General features: G+C 41.4%; 12 protein-coding genes and 2 tRNA genes. 4 read left to right on the forward strand and 10 right to left on the reverse strand.

Features of this window, described 5'->3' with window-relative positions; all coding sequences use genetic code 11:
* Window positions 1–1,403 precede the first annotated feature (1,403 nt).
* Both DBR43_RS24505 and DBR43_RS24510 read left to right on the forward strand, forming a co-directional pair.
* A complete protein-coding gene (locus DBR43_RS24505; protein ID WP_124585782.1) occupies window positions 1,404–2,126 on the forward strand; it encodes a hypothetical protein in 723 nt (240 codons plus the stop codon).
* Window positions 2,127–2,141: 15 nt separating this feature from the next.
* Complete coding sequence (locus tag DBR43_RS24510) at window positions 2,142–2,531, forward strand: hypothetical protein (protein ID WP_124585784.1); 390 nt, start codon at window positions 2,142–2,144, stop codon at window positions 2,529–2,531.
* Between the two features lie 19 nt (window positions 2,532–2,550).
* On the opposite strand, the gene DBR43_RS24515 is transcribed toward DBR43_RS24510, so the two are convergent.
* The 7 genes from DBR43_RS24515 to DBR43_RS24540 form a co-directional block, all read right to left on the reverse strand.
* Window positions 2,551–3,219, reverse strand: a complete 669-nt coding sequence (locus tag DBR43_RS24515; RefSeq protein ID WP_317126007.1) for a response regulator — start codon at window positions 3,217–3,219, stop codon at window positions 2,551–2,553.
* Between the two features lie 4 nt (window positions 3,220–3,223).
* On the reverse strand, window positions 3,224–4,909 hold the full coding sequence (locus DBR43_RS24520; RefSeq protein WP_233603193.1) for a tetratricopeptide repeat-containing sensor histidine kinase: 1,686 nt from the start codon (window positions 4,907–4,909) through the stop codon (window positions 3,224–3,226).
* Window positions 4,910–5,151: 242 nt separating this feature from the next.
* A complete protein-coding gene (locus DBR43_RS33030) occupies window positions 5,152–5,289 on the reverse strand; it encodes a hypothetical protein (protein ID WP_158622593.1) in 138 nt (45 codons plus the stop codon).
* A gap of 914 nt (window positions 5,290–6,203) precedes the next feature.
* A tRNA-Asp gene (locus DBR43_RS24525) sits at window positions 6,204–6,277 on the reverse strand.
* Between the two features lie 76 nt (window positions 6,278–6,353).
* Window positions 6,354–6,427: transfer RNA gene (locus tag DBR43_RS24530), tRNA-Asp, on the reverse strand.
* 77 nt (window positions 6,428–6,504) lie between these two features.
* Complete coding sequence (prfA, locus tag DBR43_RS24535; protein ID WP_124585786.1) at window positions 6,505–7,578, reverse strand: peptide chain release factor 1; 1,074 nt, start codon at window positions 7,576–7,578, stop codon at window positions 6,505–6,507.
* A 159-nt stretch (window positions 7,579–7,737) separates the two neighbouring features.
* Window positions 7,738–8,481 (reverse strand): UDP-2,3-diacylglucosamine diphosphatase, encoded by a 744-nt coding sequence (locus DBR43_RS24540; RefSeq protein ID WP_124585788.1) that lies wholly within the window; start codon window positions 8,479–8,481, stop codon window positions 7,738–7,740.
* A gap of 129 nt (window positions 8,482–8,610) precedes the next feature.
* On the opposite strand from DBR43_RS24540, the gene DBR43_RS24545 reads away from it, so the two are divergent.
* Together DBR43_RS24545 and DBR43_RS24550 are read left to right on the forward strand one after the other, a co-directional pair.
* Complete coding sequence (locus DBR43_RS24545; RefSeq protein WP_074613014.1) at window positions 8,611–9,621, forward strand: NAD(P)/FAD-dependent oxidoreductase; 1,011 nt, start codon at window positions 8,611–8,613, stop codon at window positions 9,619–9,621.
* Window positions 9,622–9,623: 2 nt separating this feature from the next.
* Window positions 9,624–9,953: a 2Fe-2S iron-sulfur cluster-binding protein gene (locus DBR43_RS24550; RefSeq protein WP_124585790.1), complete on the forward strand. Its 330-nt coding sequence runs from the start codon at window positions 9,624–9,626 to the stop codon at window positions 9,951–9,953.
* A gap of 3 nt (window positions 9,954–9,956) precedes the next feature.
* Here DBR43_RS24550 and DBR43_RS24555 read toward each other — a convergent pair whose 3' ends face one another.
* The 3 genes from DBR43_RS24555 to DBR43_RS24565 form a co-directional block, all read right to left on the reverse strand.
* Window positions 9,957–11,657, reverse strand: coding sequence for a S41 family peptidase (locus DBR43_RS24555; RefSeq protein ID WP_124585792.1), 1,701 nt, complete (start codon window positions 11,655–11,657; stop codon window positions 9,957–9,959).
* Between the two features lie 64 nt (window positions 11,658–11,721).
* Window positions 11,722–11,937 carry a hypothetical protein gene (locus tag DBR43_RS24560; protein WP_124585794.1) on the reverse strand — a complete coding sequence of 72 codons (216 nt, stop codon included), beginning with the start codon at window positions 11,935–11,937 and terminating at the stop codon, window positions 11,722–11,724.
* A 117-nt stretch (window positions 11,938–12,054) separates the two neighbouring features.
* The gene (locus tag DBR43_RS24565; RefSeq protein ID WP_124585795.1) at window positions 12,055–12,837 is read right to left on the reverse strand and encodes a DUF4397 domain-containing protein; all 783 of its coding nucleotides are present in this window, start codon (window positions 12,835–12,837) and stop codon (window positions 12,055–12,057) included.

Consider the following 12,837-nt stretch of genomic DNA (forward strand, 5'->3'; position numbering starts at 1 on the left):
TAGAAAGGAGCTGTCCTCTTGAGGATGGGGCATAATTATCCCATGACGACAACTACCTGTAGTTGCGATTGGATTATTTAATTAAAAAACGCGCAGATAAATACTAAACCACAGAGAATGCAGTTATAGACGTAGTATCTAAAATGATTAATTGAATAACCTAATGGTTCTATAGATTAGAATTGATGCTAATGCTATATAAAACGATTGAGATCTGGATGTTGGAAAAAAGTAGAGATTTTGGTCATGGTCTGGTGGTTTAGGTTGTTGGGTCGGTTATGGTCTAAAAAGGGATTGCTCCCCTGGTTTTTATTTGGTCGGTTATCTCACTGTTGCAGAATAAATTACTCTGATGGTCGGTCAACAAGCAAGATTGGTTCTACTTACTGAAATCTAATTTAGGGCATTTCAGCCATGTCTTTATTTCAATTCATAGCGCAAACGTTTGATATCCCTGAAATTATTCTAAATGTTATTTTATATACCAAAAAATACATTTATTTTCTCAACAAAAGCAATATCATACACCTTGAGCTAAATACCCGTTTAAACCGGGAACTGCCAGCAATTTAGAAGGAGATGAAGGCATCGTTATAACCCATCGGCCCCACTACGGCGAGATTGGATCAGCAACTCTCATGTGTAAAAACAAATCAAAAAAACGCAAAACAAAAGACTGACAAACAGCCAATTAACAAAACAAAAACCTATTATTCAGTCCAGACAATCACCTAATTTTCACCAATGGAGACATGCCTGATACTTAGGTTATTTTCCTGTTAAATTGCTATATTAAATTATGACGTTATATCAACACAAACGTTTGCATATTTAGTAATATACAATCTTTGAATACTTTTTTGATGAAATTATCAAAAGCAAAAACCCCTTATATCTTCGACAAATGCATTTTTATCCACCAATTACATAGACATTACGGACTTTTGCATTTTACTTTAATGATCTTCATTGAAATCATATAAATCCGAAAAAACACAAACAGACACTAAAAATTTACTTTTTAGAGGATAATCATCAAACAAACGAGTCTGTTTTCTCTTTTTTAATGCAAACTCAAAGGTTCTCAACATCTTGTTGCAGATATCAACAACAGATCCTGGCTTAAGAATATGCCCATGTTGATCTGACATGTTAGTTTTTAGTCCGGGATGCGCTCCAATAATCTGGTAGGTTAATCCCCCCAATAGGCAAAAAAGGATTAGTAACCTCCGTCCTTTAAAAAGGAGCTGCTTATATTAAAATCATTCCGCTAATTTCCCGAAAAAACTTCATCGGGCTGGTTTATATCTTAATAGTCAATTTTCTGATGAAATTGGAATAATTATTGACATCAGAATCTTTATTTATGCCTGAATATTCCTCTTTTAACCCTCAGCAAGCAAATGTTTTTCATTTATCAGATCAGAACCCTAACGCATAAAGTAACGCCCTGCAATGACCTCAGCTGCCCTTTGTGCGGATCAAAGGCTGGACTGGAGCTGGCCATACTTCAAAAATATGCCTGGTTTCTGATGCCCATGTGGCCCGAAGGCAAATTTGGAGTAGCCTACTGTGGCAGCTGCCAGCAGAAAATTCCCAATGTTAAATGGACGGACGAGCTGGAAGAACGCTACTATCAACTAAAGAAACAAACAAAAACACCACTAAACCTATGGCGTGGGCTCTTCATCAACCCCCTCTTATTAGCCGCTTTTATAGGTGTTATCGCAGGCACAGTTTATATACTTGCGCAGGGGAACAAACGAAACCAGATTGAAAACAAAGTACTGCTCTCTGAATATATAGCTGCCCCCAAGGCAGGCGACCTATACCGGGTCGCAGTATTGGTAACCGAACCAACTCCTTCCTACAACTATACCTATTTCCGCTATATGAACATCTCCGGCGACACACTGTTTGTAGAGAAGCTCAAAACTGGCCTCCCCACATATGGTAGCTGGGACCAGCTCAATACCACCGAACCCAATGCCTTTGACGGAAAAAAAATACCTCTAAGCCATTCTGTTTTTAAAAAAAATCAGGACTTTCTGATTATGGGCGAAGAGACAATCCACATTTTCTTTAAAGGGGTTGACAGAGCTGGCCAGACCCTGGTAAAAAATTAACTAAAAACGCAATACATGCAGATCCCGGAAAAAAATCAGAATGAAGATTATGAGTTCGTAAATCACGCCTCAAGGACACCAAAGAAAAAAATATCCCCTGTCGCACTGGGCCTGATATTCATCGCAGCTGGCCTGGTCTGCAGCTATTTTTTTATCTACCAGAAACTACAGCAAATGGCAGAACATTCAGCATCCATTTCTTACTCAAAGAAAGCAATGATACTTGGTCCCATGCTGCTGATCTTTGGTTTATACTATGCTGTGATCCGTCCCGATGATTTAAATGTAATGTCCCCAAGGGATAAAAAATGGCTATATCTGTTTGTTGCCGTATTCATAGTTGCAATGATTGCCCTGTATGAATGGTTTAAAACAATCGCCAGTGGGTATGGATACAGTCTTTAACTAAATAGCCAACTGCCCCTCAAATGATCCCAAAATCCTTACAATAGGCCACCAGCTGCTCATTTTTGGAAAAACCCAATACCTCTTTCATGAGGTTGAGCCTTTTTTCGATACTACTCAGGCCAGACGGCCTGATGTTGTTTTCCTGCAGATAGACTGGAATCTCCTTCTGAAGCATCCCCCGGGAAAGCAGCGAGATGATGGTGATGTCGAAGTCTGTGAACTCGTAAGCATTCTTTTGCTTTACCGTCTGCTTCAGATCTTCTGAGAGGTAGATCTTATGTTTGTAAATCGCCTCAAGGGCGAGTTTAAGGTCTTTGGCATCATGGCGCGCTTTGCGCACATAACCATTAATGCCCAGTTCCTTAAAAAGGGTATCCACAACAGCAGCCTTATTTTCTGCTGAAAACACCAATATTTTTAAACTGGGTTGTATGAGCTTCACAGCACTGATGAGCTCCATCCCGCTGCTCAGTTTTTGTGGACGGTGGTCTTCTTCAAAAGAAAGATCAGTAATCAGCAAATCATAAGGCTGATCGGCATGAACGTTCTTCTTGATGTGCATTAATGCATCATCACAATAAAAGGTATACTCAGCAGGCGGGATCCCTAGATCTTCCAATGTTTTTCGTACGGAAATACTGGCACTTTCGTGGTCTTCGGCAATTAATACTCTTTTGAACATCATTTCTCTAATTAGAAAGTGGAAAACAAATCTGGATCTTCAATCCTTTTTCCACCTTGATATCAAAGGTAATTTCTCCACGAATAGCATCTATACGGTTTCCCGTATTCCGCAATCCATTTTTAAAGGACGTCTCGTCTGACATGCCAATGCCATTGTCAGTGTAATAGATCTTTATATGACTACCAGTGTCCTCAAACCTAACGGCTACGTTACTGGCCCCACTATGCTTTTTCATGTTTACCATGAGCTCCTGAAGGATATGCTCAATCTCATACTGTACCTCCGGGCTTACCTGTTTCCATAAGGCAGAAGTATTACCGGCAATAATAACTTTGGCATTTGCTGTCGCGAATGACATTAAGAGCGCTGAGATCTTTTGATGGAAATCCTGAGCATCAGGCTCTTGTTTTTCATAAGATATATCACGTGATTTTTCATAGAGATCTTCTATCCTGTCCAATACCTGGACCTTATCAATATCATCCCGGTTTTCGATCTCAGTCATCACCCGGTACAACCCGTTTGCGACCACATCATGTACTTTTTTTGACGTTTTCAACTGATGCTCACGAATGGCATTCCGGGACTCCAGCTCCATTCGTTGTTTTCTTTTCCTGAACCAAATGACAGCAATGGCAGAACCAGCAACAAGTAACAACAACACAGAAAAAATTAAAACCCGCTGTTTAGCAATCTGGAACTTTTTCTCCGTATTTTCTTTTTGAAGCTCTAAATTATCCGCTTTATTCTTTTCACTCTCATAACGAATCAGCGCCGACTGGTTCTTGGCTGCATTACGTGCAGTTTGCACGCTATCCTCCAGACTTTGGTAGATTTCGAAATAACGCTTTACCTCCTGCGGTGGGCTGAGTTTAATCAATTTTCCAAGGCCGTCCAGCTGATCGTCAGCATTATTCAGCTTTTTTGCAGCATGATATCTTTTCCGGGCGAAAAATATGGCCGAATCCGGATGTGTATGCTGGTAATAACTGGTAAGATGGGAGTAACTCGAATTTTGACCCCAGAGGTCATTTTCTTTTTCACGAATATCCAATGCTTTCAGTAGTTCAGGTGCAGCATTATAACCCGGATTTTGTAGCCATTTGGTCATTGAAAGATTAGTGAGTGCCCGTGCATAATCTCTCTTATTGTCAATTTTTTTATTTAAAATGTTTTCATAAATCACCAGGGCCTTCTTATATTCCTTTTGATCCCGGTAAGCTTTGGCAATATTATTTCTAATCACCAATACACTCGCACTATCCTGAGCATAAGCTAAAGATTGCTTATAAAAATCAATTGCCTGAGCATAGTTTTTTAGGTTAGAGGAGGCAAGTCCCAGATTATTACAATTAGATACCAGAAAGGCAAAATTCGCCTTCTTATTCTTGTCAAAATAAGAAAATGCATTCAGAGAAAATTCCTGTCCACTGAAATAATCACCCCTATCAGTTGAAATTAGCCCCATATTGATGAGACATTTTCCTATTCCCAGACTATCCTTTCCGAGTTGAAACATGTCTTTTGCTTTATCAAAATAGACAAATGCGGAATCCGGCTTTCTCCGATCCAGAAAATCGAATGCTTTACCATACCATAAATTTTCTGACTTTTTTTCAGTCACTTCTTCTTTTTCGGAACAAGAGATCAAAAAGACAAGGAAGATAGAGAGGAAATTGAGAGCTTTCAAAGTCGTTAAGTTTTGAGCCTAAATTATGAAAAATAAATGATACCATTTCTTTCCCATTGGGCTTTAACGATTGCGGAACAAAGCAGACGTAACAGATAGAATCGATAATATGATGCCTGCATTTGTTAGAAGAGTTCCATAGATGGAGCAGGCTTGCTGAAGTGCTTTCCGGAGGGAGATCGCTCTCAAAATATAAAAAGTAAGGCGGTTTTGCCGCCTTACTTGATTGGATAGTCTGGATATTATCTTGGTGGTGGTAACTGTCCGTTATCTCCACCTGTATGATCGATCTCTGTTTGATCGTTGCTGGACGTAGTGCTGTTGGTAGTATTTGTTGGGCATGCCAGTCCCAATAAAATGGCGAATATAAATTCGAACATAATTCAAAAATTTAGAAATGATAAACCATGTAGTCCCCCGCGAACCCTATCGCGAGGACTGCTACGATTGTTAATCAGAAGGCCTTCTGAAATTTTTGGGAAGTGTGAGAATCAATTGCGGGAGGCTAATAACTGCTTCCCAGGTCGGCTACCATCTACCGCGCTTTCATCTCATTTGGAAATCGGCTTTATACATGCCCCGATAGCTAACCGAGACCTGAACTGATTTCCGAGACAAACATACAGCAACATAAACAACTAAACATCAGGCAGTTCCGATAATGCCGATCATACCTCCGGAAATCCGATAATGCTTCTGCAATTCCGAAAATTCCTTTTGACTTTAGCTGAAATTCCTTTGAAAATTTTGATGATTATAGAAATGACTGATCTTTTGAACTCTTCAAAAAAGGGTTGAAACAAAAAAAGCCCCTCGATTTGAGGGGCTTTTGCTGATTGTCTTTGCAATATCTTGCTATTCCATTTTTGAAGCGCGAGTTTTTAAATGATTAATATTCCTTCCATCAATTATTCAGATCTTTTCAAGATAAATGTGATCCGTTTATAACATGATTATAACTTTATCTAACCAATGTCTATTACTGTCAAGGCCTGCTACCAGCTGCACTTCTTATGTTTTTAATTCAGTTGCTGGCAGCGTACATAACTTGCTTAAGTTATTTACAAATGATCAGTATAAATTAACACCTTACTTACACTTTCGATTGGAACATCATTAGACGGGATTATAGTATTATCAAACGTTACCTGCCCCCATACGGCTAACTTTACGTCACGGATGGTCTGCATAACGATTTTAACTTCTTTAAATTGAATATTTCCGGACTGCCCGGAAAACAAAAAAGCCTGTTATCATGACGATAACAGGTTTTTTAATATTTTGTCGAATCTTGCGGACCGGACGGGACTCGAACCCGCGACCTCCGCCGTGACAGGGCGGCATTCTAACCAGCTGAACTACCGGTCCGTGTTTCCCTCTCGGGTGGCTTTTATAGTAGGGCCTCTACTTATTAAAAATAAAAGCACTCTTCTGAGTGCTTTTGCGGACCGGACGGGACTCGAACCCGCGACCTCCGCCGTGACAGGGCGGCATTCTAACCAGCTGAACTACCGGTCCGTTGTTCCCTTTCGGGATTGCAAATATAGAGCCTTTATTTATATTCACAAACTATTTTTTAAAATAATCGTAAGTCCTTATGCTACAGAACCTTCTTTCATTTTCTCTGCGTTTTCAGCAAACTGTAATGCATCAATCAGCTCCTGAACACCACCGTCCATCACGCCACTCAGGTTATAAAGTGTCAATCCGATACGGTGATCCGTTACCCTACCCTGTGGATAATTGTAAGTTCTGATCTTTGCCGAACGGTCACCGGTAGAAACCATAGTCTTACGTCTTGCAGCAATGTCTCCATTTTTCTTCTGCAATTCGATATCATATAATTTACTACGTAGCATCTCCATCGCAATCACCCTGTTGCCCAGCTGAGAGCGCTCCTGCTGACATACCACCACAATTCCCGAAGGTCTGTGTGTCAACTGTACTTTCGTCTCCACCTTGTTCACATTCTGACCACCAGCACCACCCGAACGGGAAGTCTGCAAGTCAATATCTGCAGGGTTGATATAAAGGTCAATCTCTTCCGCCTCCGGTAATACGGCTACTGAAGCTGCAGAGGTATGTACACGCCCCTGGGTTTCCGTATCCGGTACACGTTGTACGCGGTGAACGCCTGATTCATATTTCAATTGTCCGTAAACATCTTCTCCACTTACTTTCAGGATCACCTCTTTGTAACCACCGGCAGTACCTTCAGTCACATCAACAGTTTCTACCTTCCAGCCTTTTTGCTCAAAGAAACGGCTGTACATACGGTATAAATCGCCGGCAAATAAAGCCGCCTCATCACCACCGGTACCACCTCTGATCTCAAACACTGCATTTTTAGCATCCTCAGGATCTACCGGAATCAGCATCAAACGTACCTTTTCTTCCAGCTCTTCCTGCTGCTTCAATAGCAAGTCAAGTTCTTCTTTGGCCATCTCGCGCATCTCCGCATCCTTCTCTGTAGACAGAATCTCCTTGTTTGCATCGATATTGCTCATCACATTCTTGTAGATCTTATATTCATCTACAATCTTGCCTAAATCTTTATACTCTTTATTTAAAGCCGCAAAACGCTTCATATCCTGCATCGTATCAGGATTACTCAACTGCTCTTCTACATCTTCCCAGCGCAGCTTAATTGCTTCTAATTTCTCTAACATATTCTTTTTTCAGAAAATTAAAACTTGTTGCCTTTTCAATTAAAATCCGTCCTGCGGAGATCTATCCTGGCAATTGATTTATTTGGGCAGCAAAAATACGGCTTTTTCAGTTAATGATACTAAAAATTTATTCGTTGCCGGATTCTTTTCGCCCGTTCATTACTTTTCGAAATAGTTCAGTGTTAAATCTTTGCCGTCAAATACCGCATAAGAATTAAAATTAATCCATTCCCCGATGTTGATATACCTGCTTTTGTCGCTCAGCTGAATATCCAGAGGCAGGTGCCGATGCCCAAAAATAAAATAGTCAAAATGCGCTTTTTGCAGTTGTTCCTTCGCATAAACAGCCAGCCATTCATTTTCTACACCATTAAAAACCTCTTCTGTACTGTTCGCCAGCCTGCTGCTGCCCGACCACCAGTTCGCAATTCCCAATCCAATTCTCGGAGGAACGATCGCAAACAACCACTGGCATACCGGATTCCTGAAAATCTTCCGCAGCAACTTATATTTCTGATCTCCGGGACCAAGTCCATCTCCATGGTGCAAATAAAAACGCTTACCTGCTCTTTCCATCACCAATTCATCACTGATGATCTCAATGCCCATCTCTTTTGTGAAGTAGTCATTCACCCACATATCATGGTTGCCCTTGAAAAAATAAATTTTTATTCCCGCATCACTCATCATCCCCAGCTTCCCCTGCAAACGGACAAAGCCTTTAGGAACAACCTCGCGGTATTCAAACCAGAAATCAAAAATATCACCCATCAAAAAAAGCTCGCTGCAATTACCTTCAATAGCATTTAACCAGCGAATGATCCGATCTTCGCGCTTCCTGCTTTCGGAATGACTCGGAGAGCCGAGGTGGAAATCAGAAGCAAAATATATGTTTTTTGTCATCAGTATGAACAAAGATAAGTAAAAAAATTATCCAAGTTTTGTCAGAAGTTCTACCAATTATCTAGAATATATCTAAACTACCGCTGTTATTAAAACAAAAGTTCGTAAATTCGCCAAAAATTTAAACACATGATTTCTACTGATATAGCCATTATTGGCGCCGGACCCGTTGGTTTATTTGCAATTTTTGAAGCTGGACTCCTTAAAATGCGTTGTCATCTGATCGATTACTTACCTCAGGTAGGTGGTCAATTGTCTGAAATATATCCTAAGAAACCTATTTATGACATTCCCGGATATCCAACAGTGTTGGCTCAGGAACTCATAGACAACCTGATGGAACAGGGAAAACCTTTCCACCCAGGCTTCACTTTAGGAGAAAGAATCGAAGGTTTAGAGAAACGTGGAGAGGGCGATTTTGTATTGACTACCAATATGGGTACCATCATAGAATCAAAAGTGGTCGTTATTGCCGGCGGACTGGGATGTTTCGAACCTCGTAAACCAGCAGTAGCAGGATTAGAACAATTTGAAAACGGAAGAGGGGTCAACTATATGATCCTTGACCCTGAACAATACCGCGGACAGAAAATGGTGATCGCAGGTGGTGGTGACTCTGCCTTAGACTGGACCATCTTCCTGGCTGATATTGTTGACGAATTAACACTGGTTCACCGCAGCGAAAGCTTCCGTGGTGCCCCGGACTCTGTAAATAAAGTAATGGCTTTGGCAGAAAGCGGAAAAATCAATCTGGTATTAAACAGCAACCTGAGCTCCGTAACCGGAAACGGGAAACTGGAAAATGTAGAACTGGTACACAACCGCAGCCTTGAAAAAAGCAATATTGCTGCAGATCATTTAATTCCCCTATTTGGTTTAAGCCCTAAATTAGGCCCGATCGAACAATGGAACCTAAACATCAACAAAAGTGCAATTGAAGTAAATACCGATGATTATTCTACAAATATCCCAGGTATCTACGCTATTGGCGACATCAATACCTACACAAATAAATTAAAACTAATCCTTTGCGGTTTCCATGAAGCAGCCCTGATGAGCCATAGCGCCTACCAGTACATGAACCCGGGAATTAAATATACCATGAAATATACTACCGTTAACGGCGTATCAGAATTTTAAGCATGGAAGAAAACAACATTACCCTGCACGTAGAAAATCCGGACGGTAGCAGAACGACACTTGAGGCCCCTGTAGATATGGGCCTCAGCTTAATGGAATACCTAAAGGCATGTGAATATGATATCCTTGCCACTTGTGGCGGAATGGCGCTTTGCGCAACCTGCTGTGTAGATGTCCTGGAAGGTGAAGACAAACTAAAAGAAATGAGCGATGACGAATATGCCATGCTCGATACCCTTCCGGATTTGCTTCCAAATTCCAGACTGGCCTGCCAGCTACAGCTTAACCACGAAATGGATGGCCTTGTGGTTAAACTTCATGGCAGCAATTAAAAACTAATTTTCTATAGGAGCAGCCGCAATTGTCTTGATTGGGCTGCCTATAGTTTTATATTCGCCCTCCCCTTTCAAGATCGCCAGCATCTTGGTATTGCTGTTTAAAACAGCCTTAGCCGCAGTCAATTCCTTATCGTATTGAAATGCCTGGATCACTTTCCCTTTCTCATAATAATAACGGCTCACAATCTGTGTTTCCAGTACTTTTTTGATCTCTGATTTAAACGTAATCAGGTCCGTTTTCTTCGCACCCAGCATCTTCGCTTTCAGGTCCTCCAGATCAGCTTTTACCGCAGGAAGTTTATTTTCCTTTTCTGCTTCGGTACGCAGGTCTGACAGCAAACGTTCCGTACGGGAAGTATAAGAATAGTCTTTCCCCTCCAGTGAACTTACAAAAGCAGCATAATCCTGATCCGTCAGTTGGAAACTGGCAGCCGGTGCAATGGTTTTATTGTTCTTTTTATAGCTGTTCGCATAGTCAAAAAATAAGCTCTTAGTCAATAGAGAGATGGTAATCGGACTAAGCTTCGATGCTTCCACAACAACATCAGGAAACACGCCATTTCCATCATACACATTTCTGCCCGTCCTGGTACTGAACCTCGTCATTAGCGAATCCGCCACCTTAGGCGTCTTTCCATTCGCATCTTTATGGGCATAATCAAGCGCCTGGATACATCTTCCGGAAGGAGTAAAGTATTTGGCCACGGTTACTTTAACCAGGCTGTTATAAGGCAGATTAAAGGTCTGTTGTACGAGGCCTTTTCCATAACTGCGCTGACCTACAATGATCGCCCTGTCGAGGTCCTGTAGAGCACCGGCAACAATTTCCGAGGCAGAAGCCGAAGAATTACCAACCAGGATCACCAATGGAATCTGGGGAAGAATAGGCTCGGCCTGAGTTTTATAGGTAATGGTCTTCTGTGGGTTCCTTCCTTTCTGGGTCACGACCAGCACATCTTTATTCACAAAGAGGTTCACAATCTTTACCGCCTCCTGCAAGATCCCTCCGCCGTTATACCTTAAATCAATGATCAATCCTTTTGGTTGTTGTTTATTTAAATTCAACGCAGCCTCTTTTACTTCCTGGGCTGCATTTTCCAAAAATTTATCCAGACGGATATAACCGATCTGATCGTCAGTCATTCCGGAATAAGGCACATTAGGCTGTTTAATTTCATCCCTGATGATGCTTTTGGTAATCACCGAACCATTTCTGATCAACAACAACTCAGCTGTAGAACCTTTTGGTCCTCTCAACAGCTGGCTCACCTGTGCACGCTCTTTTCCTTTCACCTCCACATTGTTGATTTTAACAACCTGATCGCCTGGCTTCAGGTCCTGCTTATCTGCAGGGTAACCTTCAGAAACCTCATTTACGAACAATTTGCCCTCAATAAAAAGGGTGGTTGCGCCTATACCCCCATATTGAGTACTGACATATTTTAATTTATAGTCTTCAATCTCAGACTCCGGAATATATTCTGTGTAAGGGTCAAGGTTATCCAACATGGCATTAATGCTAGTGCGCATCAGATCCGATGGATTCGTTTCCTCGACATAATTGATATTCACCTCCTTGTACAGGGAAGCGAAGATATCCAGGTTCTTGGAAACCTGAAACAAATCCTCCTTAAAAGACCAGCTTAAAGAAGCAAAAGCAATAAGGGAGAAGGCTGCGGCAAGTTTGTATTTTTTCATTTTACCCATCTGTTGAAAGGTAAATTTACAAAAAAGCCTTGTAACTCAATAGGCTATTGAAGATTTATAGCCTGTTGCCATCAGGATCAGCCAAAGCCTTCTCGATGGTAAATTCAATATACTTACGGTCTCTTTTTACTAAACCCATCAATTGCTCTACCAACTGGTCCTCTTGTCCGGGAACAAAAGAAATTTCCACGCTTGCCAAATCACGGTATTTTCTAAGAAACTTGATTTTAACCTTTTTCCAGGTCTCAGGAGTAAGTGTAAAACTTGCCATAATATATACTTTGACGCAAAAATAGGAAAATAACTAATAGGATTTGCGCTTTAAAATAAAGACGCCAAATAAAAACGCCCCCGGAGTCCGGAGGCGTTTTCATTTTTAAAAGAACAACTATCGGTTTGCCGTATTGTCTATGAATGTTCTGTTCGCAGCCGTAGTTCCTCCAACAGTGATGTCACCACGCAATGTCAAAGTATATGTATTCGATTTGGTAAAAGAAACTTCTGTCCTGGTGTATATATTGGTATTGCTGTTGGGGTAACGCAATAGCAGATCGTAAACTCCCTGAGGTATTTTCACAAAAGTTCCGCCCGATTTATAAGGCAGATTAGTGGCGATAGTCAGCTCCGCTTTGCTGGTCCGGTCCTGAATGATCAGGTTTACAGGATTTGCATTCGGAGAAGTATGCACAAGTCTGACATAGGCCGCCGATGAATCTATCGCAGGAAGTATATCCTCCAGCATAAAGGCGTCACTGGTCTTTGCCACCGTATTATAGAAACCACAAAGGTATAAGGAATAGTTCTTGCCCTCCGCCAGGGTTGTACTGAACTTATTGATCACGAGCTTAGGGTCCGCCGCTGCATTGGATGGACGAGTAGCCTTCAGGTCATAAGTCCCCCCAGGCAATATCGCATAAGCATTGGTAGCCGGATAAACCGCAGCATAAGCCAGTCCGGTTGTTCCACTCTCTGCTCCTGTTGTAGATACTGCCGAAGTCACCTTAATGTCGTTGGCGTAATAATTAACCACAGGACCGTTTACCGCGAAATTAAAGAACTTCACCGAGGCGCCATTGGCAGGCCCGTCAATCGTCTGGATATCGGTCTTGTCGCAGGAGTATATGATGGTCGACAGCAGAAGTACTGCTGATATTAAAAGTTTGCTTTTCAT

The organism is Pedobacter sp. KBW06 (assembly GCF_003852525.1).
GTDB lineage: Bacteria > Bacteroidota > Bacteroidia > Sphingobacteriales > Sphingobacteriaceae > Pedobacter.